The 22,808-nt window shown below is 64.5% G+C and carries 24 protein-coding genes; 14 read left to right on the forward strand and 10 right to left on the reverse strand.

Annotated elements, in window-relative coordinates; all coding sequences use genetic code 11:
* The first annotated feature begins 120 nt into the window (after window positions 1–120).
* From ACO550_RS35715 to ACO550_RS35730, 4 genes are all read left to right on the forward strand, one after another.
* A complete protein-coding gene (locus tag ACO550_RS35715; protein ID WP_315597099.1) occupies window positions 121–471 on the forward strand; it encodes a HigA family addiction module antitoxin in 351 nt (116 codons plus the stop codon).
* 110 nt (window positions 472–581) lie between these two features.
* The gene (locus tag ACO550_RS35720; RefSeq protein WP_315597100.1) at window positions 582–1,895 is read left to right on the forward strand and encodes a CNNM domain-containing protein; all 1,314 of its coding nucleotides are present in this window, start codon (window positions 582–584) and stop codon (window positions 1,893–1,895) included.
* 470 nt (window positions 1,896–2,365) lie between these two features.
* On the forward strand, window positions 2,366–3,703 hold the full coding sequence (locus ACO550_RS35725) for an EAL domain-containing protein (RefSeq protein WP_315597101.1): 1,338 nt from the start codon (window positions 2,366–2,368) through the stop codon (window positions 3,701–3,703).
* A 143-nt stretch (window positions 3,704–3,846) separates the two neighbouring features.
* A complete protein-coding gene (locus ACO550_RS35730; RefSeq protein ID WP_315597102.1) occupies window positions 3,847–3,978 on the forward strand; it encodes an entericidin A/B family lipoprotein in 132 nt (43 codons plus the stop codon).
* Between the two features lie 130 nt (window positions 3,979–4,108).
* Here the strand turns inward: ACO550_RS35730 and ACO550_RS35735 are convergent, their stop codons facing one another.
* The 3 genes from ACO550_RS35735 to ACO550_RS35745 form a co-directional block, all read right to left on the reverse strand.
* Complete coding sequence (locus ACO550_RS35735) at window positions 4,109–4,750, reverse strand: bifunctional 4-hydroxy-2-oxoglutarate aldolase/2-dehydro-3-deoxy-phosphogluconate aldolase (RefSeq protein ID WP_315597103.1); 642 nt, start codon at window positions 4,748–4,750, stop codon at window positions 4,109–4,111.
* 94 nt (window positions 4,751–4,844) lie between these two features.
* Window positions 4,845–5,780 (reverse strand): PfkB family carbohydrate kinase, encoded by a 936-nt coding sequence (locus ACO550_RS35740; protein WP_315597104.1) that lies wholly within the window; start codon window positions 5,778–5,780, stop codon window positions 4,845–4,847.
* A 19-nt stretch (window positions 5,781–5,799) separates the two neighbouring features.
* Window positions 5,800–7,068, reverse strand: coding sequence for an alanine racemase (locus ACO550_RS35745; RefSeq protein ID WP_315597105.1), 1,269 nt, complete (start codon window positions 7,066–7,068; stop codon window positions 5,800–5,802).
* A 135-nt stretch (window positions 7,069–7,203) separates the two neighbouring features.
* Here ACO550_RS35745 and ACO550_RS35750 point away from each other — a divergent pair, with 135 nt between their 5' ends.
* The 4 genes from ACO550_RS35750 (at window position 7,204) to ACO550_RS35765 (ending at window position 11,543) form a co-directional block, all read left to right on the forward strand.
* On the forward strand, window positions 7,204–8,109 hold the full coding sequence (locus ACO550_RS35750; protein WP_315597106.1) for a MurR/RpiR family transcriptional regulator: 906 nt from the start codon (window positions 7,204–7,206) through the stop codon (window positions 8,107–8,109).
* Window positions 8,110–8,111: 2 nt separating this feature from the next.
* Window positions 8,112–9,602 carry an amidohydrolase family protein gene (locus ACO550_RS35755; protein ID WP_315597107.1) on the forward strand — a complete coding sequence of 497 codons (1,491 nt, stop codon included), beginning with the start codon at window positions 8,112–8,114 and terminating at the stop codon, window positions 9,600–9,602.
* 14 nt (window positions 9,603–9,616) lie between these two features.
* Window positions 9,617–10,009: a RidA family protein gene (locus ACO550_RS35760; protein WP_238265870.1), complete on the forward strand. Its 393-nt coding sequence runs from the start codon at window positions 9,617–9,619 to the stop codon at window positions 10,007–10,009.
* A gap of 175 nt (window positions 10,010–10,184) precedes the next feature.
* On the forward strand, window positions 10,185–11,543 hold the full coding sequence (locus ACO550_RS35765; RefSeq protein WP_315597108.1) for a GntT/GntP/DsdX family permease: 1,359 nt from the start codon (window positions 10,185–10,187) through the stop codon (window positions 11,541–11,543).
* 156 nt (window positions 11,544–11,699) lie between these two features.
* Here ACO550_RS35765 and ACO550_RS35770 read toward each other — a convergent pair whose 3' ends face one another.
* Entirely contained in the window at window positions 11,700–12,347 is a 648-nt protein-coding gene (locus ACO550_RS35770; protein WP_315597109.1) for a DsbA family oxidoreductase, read from the reverse strand.
* Between the two features lie 164 nt (window positions 12,348–12,511).
* Between ACO550_RS35770 and ACO550_RS35775 the strand changes: the two genes are divergently transcribed.
* From ACO550_RS35775 to ACO550_RS35790, 4 genes are all read left to right on the forward strand, one after another.
* Window positions 12,512–12,706: a DUF1059 domain-containing protein gene (locus ACO550_RS35775; protein WP_315597110.1), complete on the forward strand. Its 195-nt coding sequence runs from the start codon at window positions 12,512–12,514 to the stop codon at window positions 12,704–12,706.
* Between the two features lie 180 nt (window positions 12,707–12,886).
* Window positions 12,887–14,068 carry an ABC transporter substrate-binding protein gene (locus tag ACO550_RS35780; protein WP_315597111.1) on the forward strand — a complete coding sequence of 394 codons (1,182 nt, stop codon included), beginning with the start codon at window positions 12,887–12,889 and terminating at the stop codon, window positions 14,066–14,068.
* Window positions 14,069–14,227: 159 nt separating this feature from the next.
* Entirely contained in the window at window positions 14,228–15,487 is a 1,260-nt protein-coding gene (locus tag ACO550_RS35785; RefSeq protein ID WP_315597112.1) for a PQQ-dependent sugar dehydrogenase, read from the forward strand.
* A complete protein-coding gene (locus ACO550_RS35790; RefSeq protein ID WP_315597113.1) occupies window positions 15,484–15,789 on the forward strand; it encodes a c-type cytochrome in 306 nt (101 codons plus the stop codon). The genes ACO550_RS35785 and ACO550_RS35790 overlap by 4 nt, the downstream gene beginning before the upstream one ends.
* Here the strand turns inward: ACO550_RS35790 and ACO550_RS35795 are convergent.
* The 6 genes from ACO550_RS35795 to ACO550_RS35820 all read right to left on the reverse strand — a co-directional run bounded on the left by ACO550_RS35795 (window position 15,779) and on the right by ACO550_RS35820 (window position 20,160).
* A complete protein-coding gene (locus ACO550_RS35795) occupies window positions 15,779–16,285 on the reverse strand; it encodes a GNAT family N-acetyltransferase (RefSeq protein WP_315597114.1) in 507 nt (168 codons plus the stop codon). The genes ACO550_RS35790 and ACO550_RS35795 overlap by 11 nt on opposite strands.
* Window positions 16,286–16,340: 55 nt before the next feature.
* Window positions 16,341–16,625 (reverse strand): hypothetical protein, encoded by a 285-nt coding sequence (locus ACO550_RS35800; protein WP_315597115.1) that lies wholly within the window; start codon window positions 16,623–16,625, stop codon window positions 16,341–16,343.
* A 200-nt stretch (window positions 16,626–16,825) separates the two neighbouring features.
* Window positions 16,826–17,545 (reverse strand): ATP-binding cassette domain-containing protein, encoded by a 720-nt coding sequence (locus ACO550_RS35805; protein ID WP_315597116.1) that lies wholly within the window; start codon window positions 17,543–17,545, stop codon window positions 16,826–16,828.
* Entirely contained in the window at window positions 17,538–18,290 is a 753-nt protein-coding gene (locus ACO550_RS35810; RefSeq protein WP_315597117.1) for an ATP-binding cassette domain-containing protein, read from the reverse strand. Before ACO550_RS35810 ends, ACO550_RS35805 begins: the two co-directional genes overlap by 8 nt.
* Window positions 18,287–19,282 (reverse strand): branched-chain amino acid ABC transporter permease, encoded by a 996-nt coding sequence (locus ACO550_RS35815; RefSeq protein WP_315597146.1) that lies wholly within the window; start codon window positions 19,280–19,282, stop codon window positions 18,287–18,289. Before ACO550_RS35815 ends, ACO550_RS35810 begins: the two co-directional genes overlap by 4 nt.
* 11 nt (window positions 19,283–19,293) lie before the next feature.
* Entirely contained in the window at window positions 19,294–20,160 is an 867-nt protein-coding gene (locus tag ACO550_RS35820; protein ID WP_485995118.1) for a branched-chain amino acid ABC transporter permease, read from the reverse strand.
* A gap of 248 nt (window positions 20,161–20,408) precedes the next feature.
* Here ACO550_RS35820 and ACO550_RS35825 point away from each other — a divergent pair, with 248 nt between their 5' ends.
* Window positions 20,409–21,332, forward strand: coding sequence for an aldo/keto reductase (locus ACO550_RS35825; RefSeq protein WP_315597119.1), 924 nt, complete (start codon window positions 20,409–20,411; stop codon window positions 21,330–21,332).
* 19 nt (window positions 21,333–21,351) lie between these two features.
* A complete protein-coding gene (locus ACO550_RS35830; protein ID WP_315597120.1) occupies window positions 21,352–22,713 on the forward strand; it encodes an NTP/NDP exchange transporter in 1,362 nt (453 codons plus the stop codon).
* The last annotated feature ends 95 nt before the right edge of the window (window positions 22,714–22,808 follow it).

A 22,808-nucleotide genomic window follows, 5' to 3' on the forward strand; every position in this document is an offset into this window, starting at 1 on the left:
CGGATATGGCTACCACTTTCGTCCCAAAGATAGCCCCTACAGAGGAGAAGCGGGAAAAGGGCGTGCCGCGCACGCCGCGCTATCCATCCCCGGACTGAAGTCCGAGGTTTCCCGCGCAGCATGATGAACTTCAAGCGCGACGACCTGCCTCACCTTGGCTTCACAGCCGTGGCCACGGGCGAGGTCATTCCACCGCCGCCACCGGGCGCCATCCTGTATCACGAATTCATGGCGCCCAATGCGTTGTCCGCCAACGCACTGGCTGTCGCCCTGCGCGTACCGTTGCCGCGTATCGAGGGCATTGTCGAGCGGGGCCGCGGCATTTCGCCGGAAACCGCGCTGCGGCTCGCGCGATACTTCGGCACCTCGGCCGAGTTCTGGGCCAGACTGGACACGAGCCATGCGCTACGCATGGCCCGCGCCACGGCAGGCCCCACGATAGAGCGCGAAATCCAGCCGCTCACGGCATGATTCGTGCTCGACCGAGGGGGTGATGTGTGGGCCACTGCAATAATGCGGCGTCACATGCGAATGGTATGCTTTGACTTTTCAATTCCCGCGCGCACAGGGCGCGCACCCTGATGGAAATTGCCATACTACTGGCGCTCATTCTGCTGAACGGCCTGTTCGCCATGTCTGAAATCGCGCTGGTCACGGCCCGCAAGGCCCGTCTGCAGCGATTTATCGACGAGGGCGACCGCGGCGCCCTGGCGGCCGTGAAGCTCGGCGAGGATCCCACGCGCTTCCTGTCCACCGTGCAGATCGGCATTACGTCGATCGGCGTGCTGAACGGCGTGGTCGGTGAATCCACGCTGGCCGCACCGCTGGCCCTCTGGCTGCAGGGATTCGGCATGCCATCGACCACGGCCGGCTATGTCGCCACAGCGATCGTCGTGGCAGGACTGACCTATTTTTCCATCGTGCTGGGCGAACTGGTGCCCAAGCGCCTGGGCCAGATGGCTCCCGAAGCCATCGCGCGGCTGGCAGCGCGTCCGATTTCATTCCTGTCGGTGGCATCCAAGCCGTTCGTCAAGCTGCTGTCCGGTTCCACGCAACTGGTGCTGCGCCTGCTGGGCGTCAAGTCCGATCGCGGCCCTGCCGTCACCGAGGAAGAAATCCACGCGCTGCTCGTGGAGGGTTCGGAAGCCGGCGTGATCGAACGCCATGAGCACACGATGGTGCGCAACGTTTTCCGCCTCGATGACCGGCAACTCGCGTCGCTGATGGTGCCGCGTGGCGATGTGATCTACCTCGATGTCGAATCGAACGAGGAAGACAACCTGCGCCGCATCGAGGAATCCGATCATTCGCGCTTCCCGGTGGTGCGCGGCGGCATGCACGATATCCTCGGCGTGGTCAGCGCCCGGCAGTTGCTGGCGCGCCGCCTGCGCGGCGAGAAGGCCGACCTGACGGCGGTCCTGCAGGCCGCGGTGTTCGTGCCGGAAAGCGTTACCGGCATGGAACTGCTCGAGAACTTCCGCTCGTCGGGCGGCCAGATCGCCTTTGTCATCGACGAGTACGGCGAGGTGCTGGGCCTGGTCACCTTGCAGGACCTGATCGAGGCGATTACCGGCGAGTTCAAGACCGATACCGCCGGCGAGGAATGGGCCGTACAGCGCGACGACGGCTCATGGTTGCTGGACGGCCTGATCCCGATTCCCGAACTCAAGGACCGCACAGGCCTGCGCGCCGTGCCGGAAGAAGACAAGGAGCGTTACCACACGCTGTCGGGCATGCTGCTGCTACTGCTGGGCCGCCTGCCGCAAACCGCCGACACCGTGCAATGGGCCGACTGGAAGTTCGAGATCATCGACATGGACGGCAAGCGTATCGACAAGGTGCTGGCGTCGCGCATTCCCCCGGACGATGGCCCGGACTCCGACACCACAAGCTGACTTCGGAACGTGGATTGACAGAAGAACGGGCGCGTCATGCGCCCGTTTTTTCATGGGCCGGCAGCACTGTCTGCTGGCCTCGCCTTTTCTCCCATCGGCTAGCTCCCGCCCCGCTTATCGTCTTTACCGGGCACGGGTCAAGATCCATTTGTGCGGCACACCCTCCGGCGTTGTTTGAAATCAAACAGAAGTGCGACGCACGCGCCACGTCTGTATCGCAGCTATCCGAATTTTGCCGCTACTGCCGTATGATCTTGGCTATGCGACGGTAGTGATGGTCATTGCTACGTGACCACGCTACGGCGCAATACAGCGCAATACGACGCAATACAGCGCACCAGACCATAAGACAATCAGCATGAGCCGCGCCATCAGAGCGCGCCGTGACATGACACGCAAGAACGGGAACGCAGTCCGGGTATCGCCGGCGGCCATTGCACACATGAACTCGCTGCCAGCACGAGTAATTGATGGATCCTGACAGCCAAGACACGCCACCCTCGCGCGTTGATGGCGACGGGTCCTCTATCGACACACATTCCGCCGCTATCCAGCCGGCATCGTTTCTGGCCGCCCTCGAAGAGCACCGGACCCACTTCGGCACGGCCCACCTGCTGGCCGTGCTGGTCATCCGGCTCGACCGGTTTGCGCACGCCTGCGACGGCATTGGCCAGCAGCGAGCCCACGGCCTGCGGGCGCAGGTAAAGTCCCGCGTTGCCAGCGTGGCCGCCATGCCGGTGGCCATGCACTGGCTCGGCCCCGCCGACCTTGGACTTGCCTGCGTACTGCCGGAAGGCGCCGACGATGTGCGTGGACTGAGCCAGGCTATTGCTAGCGCCCTCGGCCGCGCCTATCAGGTCGATGGCTTCGAGATATTCCTGTCTTGCAGCATCGGCAGCGCCGTCGGCCAGCCCGATACCGGCACCGAGCGCCATCTGCAACAGGCCTTCGACGCCATGCTCCGGGTGAACCGGCGCGGCGGCGATGGCATCGGGACCGCCGTTCGCCCTGCCGCACCGCGCATGGCCACGCTGCTGGCCGCGTTGCCGAGCGCAATCGATCGCGGCGAACTGAGCCTGCAGTTGCAGCCCCGCGCGACCATTGCCACGGCCGCGATCGCGGCATATACGGTCCGGCTCCGCTGGCAGCATCCGGTGCTGGGCCGTGTTGCACCGCAAGATTTCCTGCCCGCGGCCGAAACGTTGGGCATGATGAACGCGATCAGCAACTGGACATTGCAGCAGTTGCTGCAACTGAGGCGCGATGCCACGCCCGTCGGTCCCTTGCAGTTCACGCTACTGGCTTCGAGCTCCCAGTTGCAGGCGGACGACACGATCTGCCTGCTGCGCCGCGCCATCGATGCCTCTGGCATTCCACCGGGCCAGATCTGCGTGGAAGTGCCAGTCGGCATCGTTCCGGACTCGCCCGAAACCACCGCCAAGGCGGCGCGACTACGCGATGGCGGCGTATGCATCGCGCTCGCGGACTTCACGGATACGGCTGCCAGCCGTCGCGCAATGGCATTGGTACAGCCAGACGTGGTTACGCTTGACGCACGCCATCTTGGCCATGCGAGCCATAAGTCCGACATGAGCACCAGCCTGCGCGCGGCCTGCGAATGGGCCAGGGCACAAGGTGTGTCGGTCTGCGCGAAAGGCGTGGAAACCCAGGCCCAGCTCGACGTGGTGCGTGGCTGGGGTTGCGACAGCATGCAAGGCTATCTGCTTGCGCACCCCTTCCCTGCGCAGTGGCTGCTACAGACGCATGGCGCCGTCGCCGACCGGGCACGCACCCTGCTCAAGGGTTGAGTCATGGCGGCACAAGCCACGACGAACCACCGGCGTCTGTCAGCGATTTTCGTATTTACAAATTGGCACACATCCTGCATCGACAGCAAGTGGGGCAACGTTAAAATGTGCCCACCTCTTACTATCTCTCAAAGGAGCCTGTGATGAAGAAAGGATGGATCTGGTGTGTACTGGTTGCCTCGCTGCTGGCAGGTTGCAACACCATGTCTGGTCTGGGCCAGGACGTCCAGAAGGGCGGCCAGAAGCTTGAGAACTCGGCTGAGAAAGCCAAGTAAGTCCAGGCAGGAAACAAAAACAAAAGGCGCCGCTGGCGCCTTTTGTTTTTTATTTTTCGATCTCGCACGTTAATCAGGCCAGCATTGTAGTTTTTACCTTCATGGCCAGGATCGGTTCGCGTGATCCGGTTCAGTTCTTCTTCAACTGCGCGGCCTCTTCGGCAAGCTTGCGGATACGCTTCCAGTCTTTTGCAGCCACCGCGTCCTTGGGCACCACCCAGGATCCGCCCACACACACCACATTCGGCAATGCCAGGTACGTGGCGGCCTTGGCAAGGTCGATCCCGCCGGTCGGGCAGAACTTCAGTTGGGCCAGCGGCCCGTACAGCGACTTCAGCATCGGTACGCCTCCGGCAGCCTCGGCCGGGAAAAACTTCAGGAACGAAAAGCCGGACTCGAGAGCAAACATCGCTTCGCTGGCGGTGGCCACACCGGGCAGCAACGAGATGCCCGCGCCTTGCGCACCGTCGGCAAGCTTCTGCGTCAAACCCGGCGACACCGCGAACTGGGCCCCGGCATCGCGCACCGCATGCAGTTGCTCGATGCTGAGCACCGTGCCGGCGCCCACCACGGCCTGCGGCAACGCCTTGGCAACGGCCTCCATTGCCTGGAGCGCAACCGGCGTGCGCAGCGTGATTTCCAGCAGCGGGAGCCCCCCTTCCACCAACGCCTCGCTGATATGCAGCGCTTCGTCGACAGAGTGATATTCGAGCACCGGAATCACCGGTACGTTGGTCAGGCGAGCGAGCAGCGGAGACGGTTGGATTTGCATGGCGGTATTCACAGTATTCGCAATAATCGAAGTGTTCATCTTCAGGCCGGCTACAGACCGGCTACAGGCAGGTTCTGCAGATGCCAATAACGGGTCAGGCAATCACGGTGACGTTTTGTTCCAGTCGTGCCAGGACGGTCTCGGCCTGCGGGATCGGTGCCACAGCGCCATAGCCGGTGGTCGACAGCGCCGCCGCCACATTGGCGTAGCGCGCGGCCTGGAACGGGTCTGCCCCCGCGGCGAGTCGGGCGATAAAGCTCCCACCGAAACAGTCGCCCGCGCCTGTGGCATCGAGCGGACGCACCGGGTACGGCGGCACCAGCGCACGCGACTCGGGCGTGGCCACGTAGCTGCCCTCCTCGCCGAGCTTCAATGCCACGATGCCTACACCGCACCCAAGCAGGTGATCGACGATCGCGTCGCGGTCGTCGAGACCTGTCAACACGGTGATGTCGTCCCAGCTCGGCAGGCAGACGTCGGTCAACGCAAACGCCTCGCGCATGATGCCGCGCGCCCGCGCCAGCGACCACAGCCGCAAACGCAGATTGGTGTCCAGGGAGACCTGCACACCGGCCTTGCGCGCATGCTCCATGGCTGCCAGGCCCGCATCGCACGCGGAGGTACTGATGGCCAGGCTGATGCCCGACAGGTGCAGGTAGCGCGCCTGGGCAATCGCCGCGAGCGGTAGCTGTTCGTGGTGATAACGGCTGGCCGCCGAGCCATCGCGCAGATAGTCGAAGCGATGGCCGTGGTTGTCGTGCGATACGAAATAGACGCCGGTCGGCGCCGCCGCATTGATGCTCACATGGCGCGTGTCCACGCGTTCGCGCGTCCACAGCGCCAGCAGCCGTTCACCAAAGCTGTCGGCACCGACGGCGCTGATATAGCCGGTGCTGGCACCCTGTCGCGCGGCGGCAATCGCAAAATTGGAGGTGTCGCCGCCAAAGCCCTGCAGGTAGCGGGTGGGGTCGTCGGGCTGCTGGTTGAATTCCACCAGCGGTTCACCGTAGGCAAGGATGTCGATACTCATGAGTGTGTGCCACTCCTGTTCAGAAGAACGTCTGCACGATGTCGATGACGCGCAACTGGCTGTCCAGCACGGGAATGTGGCGCCACTTGTCGAACGTCAGGCATGGATGCGAAATATCGAAGGCAATCATATCGCCGACACGAATATCATCGCCAGCTTCAATTTCCAGATAGGCGTGCTGGTCCATCATGCCGGTGACCTTCCAGTGGGTTGGCACGGCCACGGGCGCTGCTTCGCCGGGGCGGTACAACTGCGCCGGAATCGGCATGCCGGCGTCGAACGCGGCATCGCGTTTGCCCATGCCAATGATCGCGCGCCGCCCCTCGGGGATCGACTGGACATAGGCCCACAGCTGCAGCGCGGGCAGCAGTCCTTCCCGCATCTTCTGCGCCACGGGATTGCTGGACAGGATACGCTCCTGCGCCGCGCGATAGACGCCCACGTCATGGGTCAGGTAGCAGCCGGGCCGCAGCACGATGTCGATTGGCGCACCAATGTCGGTGCGCGAGAATTCCTCGGCCACCACGTCATACCAGGCCGAACCGGCTCCCGACATGACCACCGGGCTGCGGCCGAAGCGGCCCGCTGCCGCCAGTTCGCGCGTGACCGCCACGGTGCGCTGCAGGAACTTGCGGATATCGGCCTCCTCCTGCAACACGCCTTCATAGAGTTCAACGCCCGCCAGCGACAAGGCATCGGGCCAGCGCGACAGCGCGTCCAGCACCTCGGCCTGTTGCGCGGCGTCGCGCACGCCGGTGCGGCCGCCCTCCACGCCCAGTTCCAGCAACACCTGCAGCTTCTGGCCCCGCGCGCGGAAAAATGCGCCAAGCTGGTCAACCAGCGCGGCCGAATCGACCAGCGAGAAAAACTCGAAGCCGGGATCGCGCAACAAGTCGGCCACGATCTCCATATTGCGGCGCCCCACCAGCTGGTTGGCCATCAGCACACGCTTCACGCCATGCGCCGCTGCCGCCGCGGTTTGTTGCGCTGTTGCCAGCGTAATGCCCCAGGCTCCCTCGGCAAGTTGACGCGCAAACAGCTTGGGCGACATCGTCGTCTTGCCATGCGGGGCCAGTTGCACACCGTACGCGCCCATGAACTTGCGCATCCATTGGAGGTTGTGCACGAGCCGGTCTTCGTAGAGCACCGCCGCTGGCAGGCTGAGCTCCTCGCGCAGCAGGTGCCAGCCCGGCTGGCCAGCTTCGGCCGGCGCCAACGGCGCGTCAAGACGGCCCAGCGCCTTGTTCAGCGGATCGATCATTCCTGTCTGGTACTTTGTCTCACGCATGGCCGGCATCACCCTGAAAAAATTCGATTGACGTAATGATAGCCTTGAAACTACGATATTTCATCCTTGTTAGAAAGTAACATGCAATGCCGGGAACCGATCCCTGATCGACTTGCCGGCAGCTCGCGACTGCCCATGAACGCGCCCTTTGACATCCTGACCCGCATTGCCGAGCGCGGCCCGTCGCTACGACTGGCCGAGCAAAAGGTGGCGCAAGTGATTCTGGAGGATCTCGCGGGCGCGGCGGCAGCCAGCATCAATGAACTGGCTCGCAAGGCGGCCGTCAGCGAAGCCAGCGTCACACGTTTTGCCAAGGCCATCGGCTGCCGTGACGTGCGTGACCTGAAGCTGCGCCTGGCCCAGGCCACGGCGGTCGGCTCGCGGTTCCTGCAACCCGCCCCCGCGGTGACCGAGACCGATACGCCGGCCACGCTGACCGAGCGCATCCATACCGATGTCCTGACCACGCTCGAGGTCAACCGCAAGCTGATCGATCCCGAACGCATCGCCCGGGCCGCGCGCCTATTGCTCGACGCACGCATGGTCTACGCTTTTGGCATGGGCGGCGGCTCCACGTTCATGGCCGATGAAGCGCGCTATCGACTGGCCCGGCTGGGCCATCCGGTGGCGACCTACCATGACGCGCTGCTGCAGAAGATGGTGGCGGCCACGCTGACGCGCGACGATGTGGTGCTGGCGTTCTCGGCCAGCGGCAATGTGCCCGAGATGCTGGCCAGTTGCGATATCGCACGCGAGTATGGTGCGCGCCTGATTGCGGTAACCGCGTTGGGTTCGCCGCTGGCGGCACGCGCCGACGTGCTGTTGCCCGTGCGCACGCTGGAGACCGATTTCATCTTCAAGCCATCGGCCTCGCGCTACGCGATGATGCTGGTGATGGATGTACTGGCCACGCAATGCGCGATGCTGCAGCAGGAACAGAGCAAGGAAAAGCTGCGCCGGCTCAAGTACGTGCTCGACGTCCACCGTGGCGTAAGCCAGGACAGTGACGGGCCGGACAGCCGCCAGCCACTCGGAGACTGACCATGCCACACCTGTTCGACACCCTGATTCGCTGCGTGATGCTGCTCGATGGCTCGGGAGCCGCCGCACGCATGGCCGACGTGGCCATCCGCGACGGGCGCATTGCCCGCATCGACGAAGCCGCGTCGATCGACCCCGACACCGCTTCGCATGTGGTCGAAGGCCACGGCCTGGTACTGTCACCGGGCTTCATCGACGTGCATACGCACGACGATACCAACGTGGTGCGCGATCCGGCCATGACGCCGAAGATCTCGCAAGGCGTTACCACCGTGGTGGTGGGTAACTGCGGCATCAGCGCGGCACCGGTAACGCTGGCCGGCAATCCGCCCGACCCCATGAACCTGCTCGGCCACGCCGACGCGTTCCAGTACCCCGACTTCAAGACGTATGTCGATGCCGTCAACGCGGCGCAACCATCGGTCAATGTGGCCGCACTGGTGGGCCATACCGCGTTGCGCAGCAATCATATGGATCGTTTCGACCGCGCCGCCACCGCCAGTGAAATTGCGGCCATGCGCGCGCAACTGGAAGAAGCGCTGGCACATGGCGCGCTTGGCCTGTCCACCGGGCTGGCCTATGCCAATGCGTTCAGCGCGCCGACCGAAGAAGTGCTCGCGCTGGCCGAACCACTGGCCGATGCCGGCGCGCTATACGCCACCCATCTGCGCAGCGAGTTCGCGGAGATCCTTGACGCGATGGACGAGGCCTGGCGCATTGGCCGCCATGCACGCGTACCCGTGGTGATCTCGCACCTGAAATGCGCGGGCGTGCCGAACTGGGGCCGCAGCGGCGAGGTGTTGCAATCGCTCGAGGCAGCGCAACGCTGGCAGCCGGTGGGCTGCGACTGCTATCCCTACACGGCCAGTTCGTCGACGCTGGACCTCAAGCAGGTCACCAGCGACTTCGACATCCAGGTGACGTGGTCGGAGCCGCATCCCGCCATGGGTGGCCGCCTGCTGGCGGACATCGCCGCCGAATGGCAGGTCGACCTGCTCGAGGCGGCACGCCGTCTGCAGCCCGCCGGTGCCGTCTACCACTGCATGGAAGATGCCGACGTGGACCGCATCCTGAGTCATCCGGCCACCGTGGTCGGATCGGATGGCCTGCCCAACGACCCATTGCCCCATCCGCGCCTGTGGGGCGCATTCCCGCGCGTGCTGGGGCACTACGCGCGCGATCGCGAACTGTTTCCGCTGAACGTTGCCGTCAACAAGATGACCGGCCTGTCGGCCGAGCGCTTTGGGCTGGCGCAGCGCGGCTTTGTCCGCGAAGGCTACTGGGCGGACCTCGTGCTGTTCGATTCGGCCACGATCCGCGACGCCGCAAGCTTCACCGACCCGATGCAACCGGCCGAGGGCATTGCCGCGGTCTGGGTCAATGGTGAACTGACCTGGCAGCACCGTGCCGCCACCGGCGTGCGCGCGGGCCGCTTCCTGCCGCGCACCGCGCGCGAAGCACGCGACATACCCAACACCGAACATAAGTACTGAAAACAGGAGTTTCCATGGATATCAAGCGATTTGGCGTCGAAGGCGGTACCGGCCAGGGCGGCTCGCACATGCCGTTTGCCCGCGCCGTGCAGGCCGACGGCTGGCTGTATGTATCGGGCCAGGTGCCGATGGTCGACGGCGAAGTGGTCGAAGGCAATATCGTCACGCAGACCCACCAGGCCATCAGGAATGTACTGGCCATCCTGGCCGAGGCCGGCTACGGCCCCGAGCACGTGGTGCGATGCGGTGTCTGGCTGGACGATGCGCGCGACTTCCCGTCGTTCAACAAGATCTTCAAGGAATACTTCGGCGCCAATCCGCCGGCGCGCGCCTGCGTGCAGTCGAGCATGGTGGTCGACTGCAAGGTCGAAGTGGACTGCATCGCCTACCGCAAGCCCACGGCCTGACCCCGGGCGCCAGGCAACGTGATCGGTGAGCCAGCCGATCGCGGATTGCCAATCGCCGACTACAGATCGGCCGACAGATTTTTCAACCTGCCGCTACGCACCTGCGCCAAGCGGCATTTTCATAGCGGAAGCGGACCGTCCTGGACGACGGCAACCGCCAATAAGGAGACGAGACATGGGTGCCGTTACCGGAACCACGCTCTTGATATATGCGCTGATCGCCGTGATCGCGCTGGTGATCCTGATCGCCAAATTCAAACTGAACCCGTTCATCACGCTGGTGGTGGTCTCGGTTGCCCTGGGCTTTGCCGTGGGCATGCCGATGGGAGACATCGTCAAGTCGTTCGAGGCCGGGGTCGGCGGCACGCTCGGCCATATCGCGCTGGTGATCGGGCTCGGCACCATGCTCGGCAAGATGATGGCCGAATCTGGCGGCGCCGAGCGCATTGCGCTGACGCTGATCAACTTCTTCGGCGAAAAGAATGTGCATTGGGCCATGGTGGTCATTGCCTTTATCGTCGGCCTTCCGGTGTTCTTCGAGGTCGGCTTCGTGCTGCTGATTCCGATCGCGTTCAACGTGGCCAAGCGCACCAATACGTCGATGATCCTGGTGGGCATCCCGATGGTCTGCGGCCTGTCCGTGGTGCACGGCCTGATCCCGCCGCACCCAGCGGCGCTGCTGGCCGTGCAGGCCTACGGCGCCGACATGGGCCACACCATCCTCTACGCGCTGATCGTGGGTGTCCCGACCGCCATCATCGCCGGCCCGCTGTTTGCCAAGCTGATCGACAAGCACGTCAAGCTGCCCGCCGTGAACCCGCTGGCCGAGCAACTGACCGAGGAAGCCGATAGCGCCCGCGCTGGCAACCTGCCGAGCTTCGGCATCACGGTGCTGACCATCCTGCTGCCGGTGTTCCTGATGCTGATCGGCAGCTGGGCCGACCTGATCGCCACGCCGAAGACCTTCGCCAACGACGTGCTTAAGCTGATCGGCAACTCGGTGATGGCACTGCTGATTGCCACGCTGTTCAGCTTCTACACCTTCGGCAAGGCGCGCGGTTTCAACCGCGAGATGATCCTGAAGTTCACCAACGAGTGCGTGGCGCCAACCGCCATCATCACGCTGGTAGTGGGTGCAGGCGGCGGCTTTGGCCGCGTGCTGCGCGACTCGGGCATCTCGACCGCCATCGTCGACGTGGCCACGCATGCAAACGTGTCGGTGCTGGTACTGGGCTGGCTCGTGGCCGTGATGATCCGCATCGCTACGGGCTCGGCCACGGTGGCCATGACCACGGCCGCCGGCATCGTCGCCCCGATTGCCGCCAGCGTACCCGGTACGCGCCCGGAACTGCTGGTGCTGACCACCGGCGCCGGTTCGCTGATCCTGTCGCACGTGAACGACGGTGGCTTCTGGCTGGTCAAGGAGTACTTCAACATGACCGTGGCCCAGACCTTCAAGACCTGGTCGGTGGCCGAGACCATCATCTCGGTGGTGGCCCTGCTGTTCACGCTGGCCCTGGCGACAGTGGTGTAAATCGCGCAGTCGTAGCTCCCCTCTCCCGCACGGCGGGAGAGGGGTTGGGGGAGAGGGCATGAGGTTCAAATTGCGACCTGTCTCGGCTTGATACGCTGGCCCTCTCCCCCGCCCCTCTCCCGCACGCGGGAGAGGGGAGAACACCGTCTGGTCCGCTCAGCCCCGCGATTCCTTCGCGATTTCCCGGATGGCCTGTTCGAACGTTTCCACCGGCTGGCCGCCACTGATCACGTAGTGGTTGTTGAAGATGATCGACGGCACCGACTGGATACCCATGGCCTGGTACTCACGTTCTTCGTCACGAACGTCATCGGCAAACGCATCGCTGTCCAGCACCTCGCGCGCCTCCGTGGCATCCAGCCCCACCGACTGCGCCGCCTCCACGAGTACATCGTGGTTGCTCGGATCCTTGCCTTCCCCGTGATACGCCTGCAGCAGTGCCTGCTTGAGCGGCAACTGCCTGCCCTGCGTGGCGGCCCACTGCAGCAGCCGATGCGCATCGAACGTGTTGTAGACAAAATTGCGCGGACCGAATGCAAAGCCCACGCTGGCACCGCGCTCGCGGATCATTGCCTGCGTCTCGGCAATTTGTGCCGGGGTACGGCCATACTTCTTGCCCAGGTAGTCGACAATGGCTTCGCCTTCGGGGCCCATCTGCGGATTGAGCTCGAACGGGTGCATGACCACCTCGGCATCGACCACATCGCGCGTACGCTCGAGCGCCTGCAGCAACGACGACAACCCGATGGCACACCACGGGCACGCGATATCCGAGACAAAATCGATCTTGAGTGATTGGGTCATGACTTGAATTCCGGTAATTCCTGAAAAGCTCATCGAGCGAAAGTGGCGACAGGGTAGCTGGAAATGGCAATGTCTGCAGGCTACCCAAGCGACGCCGCCCTATACTGGATCTGGTGCCGGCCGCAACGACCGGTCTTTGCCGAACCCACCCCCAGGAGGCAGCAATGGCCCGCAAATATATCGATTGCCGCGAGTTTCCGAGCGAAAAGAACTGCACGGTCGCGCTTAGCGCCGATACGGAAGACGAACTGCTGGAAGCGGCCGTTCAGCATGCCGTCAAGGTGCACCAGCACCAGGACACCCCCGAACTGCGCAGCCAGCTCAAATCCTGCTTCAAGGACGGAACGCCGCCGGCCTGAGGCAGTAGCCCCCCGGCTCAGGAATGGCCCGTGCGGGGGAACGGGCCTTCCTGAAGCGGCCATCGGCATCATCATTTCCAAGGGCAAACCCCGTATCCCACGGGATTGCGCCCTCCCCGCCGCGCCCCTACACTCCCTGATCGATGCAGCCGTCCGATGCTGCACTTCCGGGAGACATCCATGACGTTCAGTCCGTTGCGGCGCGCCATGATGGCGTGCGGCGCCCTCGCTGTCTTCACCCATGCCCCGCAGTCCCATGCCGCCGACCCGGTAAAGATCGGGCTGATTGCACCGTTCTCGGGCAGCTTTGCCGACTATGGCAAGCAGATGGAAGGCGGCATCAAGGCGTGGCAGAAGCTGCATGGCGACACCGTGGCGGGCCGCAAGATCCAGATCATCGTCAAGGACACCACCGGTCCGGTACCCGAGGTGGCCAAGCGGCTGGCGCAGGAACTGGTGGTGCGCGACAAGGTGGATCTGCTGGCCGGGTTCGGCCTGACTCCCGAGGCACTGGCCGTGGCGCCGATCGCCGAGCAGGCGAAGAAGCCCATGGTGATCTTCAACGCCGCGTCGTCGGTAATCACCACCAAGTCGAACTACATTGCGCGGGTATCGATGACGCTGCCCCAGATTTCCGCGCCAATGGCCACCTGGGCGGTGCGCAACAATATAAAGAAGGTGGTAACGCTGGTGGCGGACTACGCGCCGGGGCTCGATGCCGAAACCGCCTTCAAGACCAATTTCCTGGGCGGTGGCGGCCAGATCGTCGAATCGATCCGCGTACCGCTGCGCAACCCCGAGTTTGCGCCGTTTATCCAGCGTATCAAGGACGCCCGGCCCGAGGCCGTGTTCCTGTTCCTGCCAGCCGGCGAGCAAGGCGTGGCCTTCATGAAGGGCTTCCGCGAGCGGGGCCTGGCCGAGGCGGGCATTCGCGTGATTGCCACCGGCGACCTGACCGACGACCATGTGCTACCCGCCATGGGTGACGCCACGCTAGGCGTCATCACGTCGTTCCATTACTCGGCCGCGCACGATTCGAAGGAAAACAAGGCTTTCCTGAAAGCGTTCGCCGACGCCAACCCTGGCGCGGGCCGCCCCAACTTCATGGCGGTGGCTGCTTATGACGGCATGGGCGCCATTTACGAAGCGCTGAAGAAAACCAATGGCGCGACCGATGGCGACAAATTCCTGGCGGCGCTCAAGGGCATGAAGCTGACCAGCCCGCGCGGCACCATCACGATCGACCCGGCCACGCGCGATGTGATCCAGACCGTCTATATCCGCAAGGTCGAGAAGGTCAACGGCGAGCTCTACAACGTCGAGTTCGACAAATTCGAAAACGTGAAGGACTCCGGCAAGTAGCCGGCAGCAAGGCTGGACTGAAAGAACGCGCGCGGCAGAATTCGAAATCTTTCATCGGGTTGTCAGGATTGTGCATTTCCCTTGCAGGTAATGCTGACCTAACCTTGTCTGGCGGTGCTGTATGGGCCGCCGCACGACCAGAACTCCGGAGACATCCCGATGAAGAGCACAGCCATCGCCGTGGCTGCGGCGTTGCTCGCGGCCGCCGCGCCCGCGCTCGCAGCCCCCACCGACAACCTGCAGAAACTTCAGGGTTTCAAGCAGACCGGCGCAGCACCCGCCGAAACCGTGCCGCAGACCGGGCAGAAGGCCGACGCGCTACGCGAGAACCTCAAGGCCATCAAGCTGCCACAGGGTTTCAAGATCGAACTCTACGCCGTGGTACCCGAGGCGCGCCATATGGCCATCGAGCCGTCCACCGGCGTGGTCTTTGTCGGTACGCGCAAGAATCGCGTGTGGCAGGTCACCGACCGCACCAAGCGCCGCGTGGCTGACGACGTGGTGCAGTTTGCCAGCGCCATCACGTTCAAGGTTCCCAACGGCGTCTGCTTCTCGCCGGACGGCATTCTCTATGTGGCCGAGCAGAACCGCGTGCTGGCCTTCCCCGCCGCGCAGTTCTTCGGCGAAGGCGGTCCCGATGTGGCAGCCGCTGTGGTAGTGCCGCAAGGCAAGCTGATCCCGCTTGAGTTCGAGAGCTTCAACCACGGCGCCCGCGCTTGCCGCATCGGCCCGGACAAGAAACTCTACGTAGCGCTTGGCCAGCCATGGAATGTCCCGCCCAAGGACAAGCTGGCCGCGCTGGACAAGAACGGCCTGGCCGGCATCATCCGGCTCGACCAGGACGGCAAGAACCGCGAGGTCTACGCGCACGGCGTACGCAATTCGGTAGGCCTGGACTTCAATCCGGCTGACAAGACCCTGTGGTTCACCGACAACCAGGTGGACGGCATGGACGACGACCAGCCGCCGGGCGAACTGAACCGCGCCACCAAGGGCGGGCAGAACTTCGGGTTCCCGTGGTACGGCGGCGGCAAGGTACGCACAGTCGAGTACAAGGATGCGCAACCGCCCAACGACGTGGTCTTCCCGGTAGTCGAATACGCAGCCCATGCGGCCGACCTGGGCATGTCGTTCTACACCGGCAAGATGTTCCCGGCCAAGTACCAGGGCGGCGTATTTGCCGCCGAGCATGGATCGTGGAACCGCACCAAGCCGATTGGTGCGCGGATCGTCTATACGGCCGTCAAGCCGGACGGTTCGGCGGGTGAGACCGAGATCTTTGCCGAAGGCTGGCTCACGCCGAATGGCGAGTACATGGGCCGCCCGGTCGACGTCCAGCAATTGCAGGACGGCTCGCTGCTGGTTTCCGACGACTACGCGGGCGCGATCTATCGCATCTCGTACACGGGCGCCAAATGAGACTGGTGCAATCTGCAGCGATGCTGCTGGCCGCCTGCGCGACTGCCCCGACACTGGCGGCCGATGCGCAGGCGGGGCGCGCCAAGGCCGTGCAGTGCCAGGCCTGCCATGGGCTGGACGGCAAGTCGAAGCTACCCGAAGCGCCCAATTTAGGCGGCCAGGTCGAGCAATACCTGGCCAAGGCGCTCAAGGACTACAAGACCGGCGCGCGCAAGGACGAGATGATGAACATGATGGCCAAGCCGCTGACCGAGGCCGACATTGCCAATCTGGCTGCCTACTACAGCAGCCTCAAGCCCTAGTCGAGGGACCGTTCGAGCGGCTGTTCGAAGGGCTGGTCGAAAGGACGATCGCCTTCGACATTTCCGAGGTCTGCCGCCAGCCCTGCCGCTGGTACAAGGGCCTGCCCGCCTCGGTGGCATGCAGCACCGCGAATGCCACGCCACGCTGCGCGAACTCGGCTTCGGCCATCGCCATCAGTTGCCTGGCCAGCCCGCGCTTGCGATGCAGCGGCTCGACGTAGACGTTCAGCACATAGCCACGCCTGCTCTGCTCCGGATGCGCCGGATGCGGTGGCCAGTCGATCAGCATCAGGCCGATGCCTGCCACCGGCCTGCGCCCGTTCATGAGCAGGAAGCCGAAATAGCTGCCGTCGAGCAGACGCGGCCGAAGCCAGTCGCGGAAGTGCAGCGTCATGGTGCGCAAGGTATCGGCGGCAAAGCCGGCCTCCTGGAACATGGCCTCGCGATGGCGACAGACCAGTTCCAGGTCGTCGGGGCAAATCGTACGGACATCCATATCTGGCATCGGTAAGGTGAGAGTGGAATGGCAAGGGGCTCAGGACAAGGGCTCGTCAGGGCTGTGCGCCAGTATCTGGAGTTGGCGGATCGGGAACCAGCACGGCCAGCGCACGCGCCGATTCCTGGCGCAGCAAGCGCAGGATCAATGCGGCGCCTTCATTCGAGAATTCCGGGGCAGAGGCATGCGCCACCGCAACGGTCAGCACGGCCATGCCGCCGCTTACCTTTTCAAGCTGCAGCAGCGCCCGCCTCTTCGCACAGGGGTTCGAGGTACGGTTCGAGGTATGGGTCGAGGTGCGGATGGACAGGTTGCAGCCATCATTCAGATTCGGATCCATGGCAAGACTCCTTTCGTCAGCCGGTCAGCCGGTCAGCCGGTCAGCGATAAACGGGATACGGGAAACGACGTGGCAGCGGGCCACTCGGCCGCGCGTCACAACGTAACGACCGACCCATTCTGGCGTGCGTGCCACGCCATGGATATGAGACGAATCTGAAAAAACTCGGAAACTTCCCAGAGCTGCGTGACGACTTGAACCTATCGCACACCCGCGCCCCGACGCACCGTCACCAGTTGGTCGAGCAGTGCCTGGTCAGCCAGCAGCGCGGCGCTTCCGGAGCGATGCACCACCCGCCCGCGGTCCAGCACCATTGCCTGCCGTGTCATGGCCAGCGCCAGCCGCGCGTGCTGCTCCACCACGATCACCGCCATGCCGCTCTCGGCAATCAAGCCGGCAATCACCCGTTGCAACTCCTGCACGATAATCGGCGCCAACCCTTCCATCGGCTCGTCGAGCAACAGCAGCGACGGATTGACCATCAGCGCCCGGGCGATCGCCAGCATCTGCTGCTCACCACCCGACAGCTGGTTGCCAAGATTGCGCCGCCGTTCTTCGAGCCTCGGAAATATCCGATAGATCCCCGGCACGGTCCAGGGTCCCGGCCGCGCTACGGCACTGAGGTGTTCCTCTACGGTCAGCGACGCAAACACCCAGCGTTCCTGCGGTACCCACCCGATGCCGCCTTGCGCACGCCGGTGCGGCGGCGTTCTTGCCAGGTCGCGCCCCTGCCAATGAAGCTGCCCCTCGCGCACGCGCGTGAAGCCCATCAAGGTGGCCAGCAAGGTGGTCTTGCCCACGCCATTGCGCCCCAGCAACGCCAGGCTGTCACCGGGCGCCAGCGTCAGGTCGACACGGTCGAGCACCATGGCATCCCCGTAGCCCGCGCTGACGCCTTCCATGCGTAGCAGGTCAGTCATGCGCGGCCTCCCCGAGATAGACCTCCTTCACGCGCGCATCGGCGGCAATCTCGGCCGGCGTGCCCTCGGTCAGCACGCGTCCGCCCACCAGCACCGTGATGCGTTCGGCAAAGCGGAATACCAGGTCCATGTCGTGCTCGATAAACAGGATCGTGATGTCGCGCGGCAATGCGGCAATCACCGCAAACAGCTCGGCGCTCTCGGCAGCGGGAATGCCCGCGGCCGGCTCGTCGAGCAACAGGATCGAAGGTCGCGTCGCCAGGGCCAGTGCCATTTCCAGCAGGCGTTGCTTGCCATACGGCAACTGACGCGTCTCGACATCGGCATCCTGTTCCAGCCGCAAGAGCGCAAGCACCGACATGGCCTGCTCCACGAGCTCGGCCTGCGATGCCACGGTGCGTGACCAGATGCGCGATGCGCCGCTACGCTCGGCCACGGCCAGTATCACCGACTCCAGCACCGTAAGCCCTGGAAACAGGGTATTGATCTGGAAGGTACGCGTCATGCCGAGTCTGACGCGCGCATGCTGCGGCAGGCCGGTGATCTCGCGCTCGCCAAGCCAGATGCGGCCTGATGTCGGCGGCAATGCGCCAGTCAGCAGGTTGATGAAGGTGGTCTTTCCCGCGCCATTGGGACCAATCAACGCATGGCGCGCGCCCGGCGCGAACGTCAGCGAGACATCGGTATTGGCGGCAAAACCACCCCATGACTTGCACAAGCCTTCGGTGCGCAGCGTGTCCGTCATGCGTCGGCTCCCTGTCCGGTTACCGATGCGGCGCGCCGACGTGATGCCAGTGCAGCGACTGCGCCCATCACGCCGCCTTTGGCAAACAGCACCATCAGCACCAGCAGCAGACCGATCCAGAACTGCCAGTAGACCGGATTGATGCCGGCCAGCACGTCCTGCGCGATCATGAACAGCGCCGCGCCGATCAATGCGCCATAGAGCCGCCCCGTCCCGCCAAGTACCAGCATTACCAGCAACTCCGCCGAACGCGGAAAGCCGAGCACGTCCATGCCAACGAACTGCGTGGTCTGCGCCAGCAGCCCCCCGGCCACGCCGGCAATCGCGGCCGATAGGGTAAAGACCGCGCGCAGGCGGCCCGGCACATTGGTGCCCAGCGCCGGCATGCGGCGCGCACCATCGCGAACGCCGCGCAACGACAGTCCGAATGGCGATGCCACGATGCGCCGCACCAGCACGAACAGCAGGAACAGCACCACCAGGCTATATACGTAGGCCGTCTTGCCGAACAGATCGAACTCGAACACGCCCAGTAACCGGTTCATGGTCACCCCTGACAATCCGTCGACACCGCCGGTCACGAAGGCGGCCTTGTTGGCCCCCTCGAACAGCATCAGGCCGATGCCGAGCGTCACCATCAGGCGCGTAAGATCGCCGCCGCGCACTACCAGGAAGCTGCATAGCCATCCGGCGCAGGCCGCCACCGCCGCTGCCGCCAGCAAACCGCTCAATGGCTCGCCCCAGCCATGCGCGCCCAGCAGTCCGGCCGTGTAGGCGCCCAGGCCGAAGAACGCGGCGTGCCCCAGCGACACGATGCCCGCATAGCCCAGGATCAGGTCCAGCGACAGTGCGAACAGGCCGGTAATCAGGATCTGGCTACCAAGGATCAGATAGCCGGGCAGCGCGAAGAACACTGCTAGCGGCACCAGCCAGAAGGCAATCTCGGCCCCATGCCAGCGGCCATCGGGCAAGCGATGCCGGCGCTGGGCCATCATGTGGTCCGTCATGTGGTGCGCCTCCCGTAGAGCCCGGCCGGAAAGGCCACCAGCAGCAGCACCATCATCGCGTAGATCACGAAGGCACCCACCTGGGGCACGTAGTATTTGCCGGCCACGTCGGCCACGCCCAGCACCAGCGCGGCCACCAGCGATCCGCGAATGCTGCCGGCCCCGCCAACGGCGACCACCAGCAGGAAATACACCATGTACTTGAGCGGGAACGCGGGATCGAGCCCCAGCACATCGATGCCAAGGCCACCACCAAGCCCGGCAAGCCCCGAGCCCAGCGCAAAGGTCAGGCTGAACACGCGCTCCACGTCGATACCCAGGCCGCGCGCCGCTTGCTGGTTGTCGACCGCCGCGCGCACCTGCGCGCCAAAACGCGTACGCGCCACGAGCCAGCCCAGCGCCAGCGTGATCACGACCACCACAGCCAGCAGGAACAGCCGGTAGGCGCCCAGTTCGAGGCCGCCGATCTTGACCTGTCCGATCAGGAAGTCGGGCAGTACCACCGGCTGCTGCCCGGGACCGAACAGCCAGGTGGCGCCGGCCATTGCCATGAACGTCAGGCCGATCGAAAACAGCACCTGGTCGAGATGGCTCGCGCGATACAGCCGGCGATAGAGCGTGCGTTCGAGCAGCCAACCCACCAGTGACGCCCCCAGGAATGCCACCGGCAATGCCGCCAGGAACGGTATCCCGAGCCGGTTCATCGACACCACCGCCACATAGCCGCCCAGCATCGCAAACGCGCCGTGGGCCAGGTTGACGAAGTTCATCAGCCCCATCGTCACGGACAGGCCGATACTGATCAGGAACAGCAGACTGCCGTATGTCACGCCGTCGAACAGCACGCCCGGCAAGCTCGATATCACGATCGGGTCCTTTATGGGTGGATGACCGCTGCGGGAATCTTGAAAAACTCGCGCCGATTGTTCAGTGCGCGCCGCATTTTTGCAATCGGGCCCGACCCGTGCCGCGCGCTGGCGACGGGTGGCCCGCCGAGCTCCGTTCCCGGATCCTTCCCGGTTCCTTCCCGGGTTCCTTCCCGGTTCCTTCCTTTACTTCGCCCCGCCCACGCGCTAAGGTCATCGCACCTGACTGTCGGGGGAATGTCGTCATGCCCATTGACCGCCGCACCTTTCTGGGAATGTCCACGGCGCTGGCCGCGCTGCCGGCTGGGCCGGTGCTTGCCGCCACCGCGCAGGCCGCCACCGTGGAAGCGCCGCTGCGGCGCAAGATTCCCGGCACCAACGAGCAACTGCCCGTGATCGGCATGGGCACGGCCGACACGTTCAACGTGGGCAAGGGTGCCGACGAGCGCGGGCCGCTCGTCGAGGTCATGGCCATGTTGCTGCAACGGATACCGAATGCCGTGGTCGATACTGCGCCCAGCTATGGCAGCGCGGAATCCGTGACCGGCGACCTGCTGCAGTCCGCCAATGCCCGCGGCAAGGTGTTCGTGGCCACCAAGATATCGACCAGCGCGGCCAATGCCATGGGGCAGTTCACGTCATCGCGCGCGGCCCTGCATTCGGACAGCGTGGATTTGCTGCAAGTGCACAACCTGATCGACTGGCGCGACAACCTGAAGCTGCTGCGGCAATGGAAGGAACAGGGCAAGACGCGCCATATCGGCATCACCCACTACCGCGAGGATGCGCACGAACAGCTCGCGCAGATACTGCGCAGCGAGAAGCTCGACTTCCTGCAAGTCAACTACTCGCTGGCCGAGCGCAATGCAGAGAAAACGCTGTTGCCACTGTGCCAGGAACGCGGCGTGGCCGTGCTGGTGAACCGGCCATTCCAGGATGGCCGGCTGTTCTCGGCCGTCAAGGGCAAGCCCGTACCCGACTGGGCCGCCGAGATCGATTGCGAGTCGTGGGCGCAGTTGTTCCTCAAGTTCATCGTCAGCCATCCGGCCGTGACCACCGCCATTCCGGCCACCTCGAAGCCGAAGAACATGGCCGACAACCTCGGCGCCGCGTTCGGACGCATGCCCGACACGCGCGAACGCGCGCGCATTGCCGCGGCGCTGGCCTGATCTCCGCTGGTCGACGCGCATGAATACCCCGGACCTGTCCCCCGAACCGGCACGCCCGGGCAAACTGCTTGGCGTGCGGCCTGAAGAACGGTCTGCGGTAGTGGCCGCGTTCATGTTTTTCTTCTGCCTGTTCGCAAGCTATTTCATGCTGCGTCCGGTACGCGAGACGATGGGTATCGCAGGCGGCGTGCAGAATCTGCAATGGCTATTCACGGCAACCTTTGTGGTGATGCTGGCAGCCATCCCGCTGTACGGCGCATGCTGCAAGTGGCTGCCGCGCCGGCACTTCGTGCCCTGGGTCTACGCGTTCTTCATCGTCAACCTGCTGGTGTTTGCCTTGGCCACCCGCGCCATGCCCGACAACGTGTGGCTGGCGCGCGTGTTCTATGTCTGGCTGTCGGTGTTCAACCTGTTCGTGGTATCGGTGGCCTGGAGCCTGATGGCCGACGTATTTCGCGCGGAACAGGCGCGGCGGCTGTTCGCGCTGATCGCGGCCGGCGCCAGCGCCGGCGGGCTCACCGGACCGGTGCTCGGTGGCTGGCTGGTGGGCCGCATCGGACTGACCGGCCTGATGCTGCTGTCGGCGGCGCTACTCGCGGCAACGCTGCCTGGGGTGGGTTATCTGTTCCGCTGGCGGCGCATGCATGGCGCCGGCACGCCCGATGCGGCATCGCCGGCATCGACTGCATCTTCGGACCCCACGCAGCCGGTCGGTGGCGGACTGTGGGCCGGCCTGGCGTTGGTCATGCGTTCGCGCTACCTGCTTGGCATCAGCCTGTTCGTGATCCTGCTGGCGACCTCGAGCACGTTCCTGTATTTCGAGCAGGCGCGACTGGTGTCCGCCGCCTTCCCCACGCGCGCGCAGCAGACCCAGGTGTTCAGCGCGCTGGACGCCACCGTGCAGGGGTTGACGATCCTGGTGCAGATCTTCTTCTCGGGACGCGTGGCGCGCCGCTATGGCGTGACCGCGTTGCTGACTGCCGTGCCGTTGGCCGTGACCGGCGGCTTCCTGCTGCTGGCCATGTGGCCTACCTTCGGGGTATTGGCCGCAGCCATGATCGTGCGGCGCGTGGGGGAATACGCAATGCTGCGGCCCGGCCGCGAGATGCTGTTCACCGTGGTCGATCCCGAGACCAAGTACAAGGCCAAGAACGTCATCGACACGGCAATCTATCGCGCCGGCGATGCGGTCAGCGCCTGGGTCAGGACAGCCATCGACGCATTGTCCGGGCATCCGGCTACCGTGGCTTTGGCCGGTGCCGCGTTGGCCGTGGCCTGGGCATGGCTGGGCCGATGGCTCGGGCAGCGTCATGAAGGCCAACTGACCGCAACCGATTCCACGCCAACTGTGCTGCCCCACCCCGCCAAGGGCAGCCGATAATCGCGCAGCCGTCTGGCCGCGACACGCCGATGCCCGTATAGTCATGGCCTGTCGGCGGACCTGCGTGCCGCCCTACCTTATTCGCACAGGAGTTG

Source organism: Cupriavidus sp. (assembly GCF_057315035.1).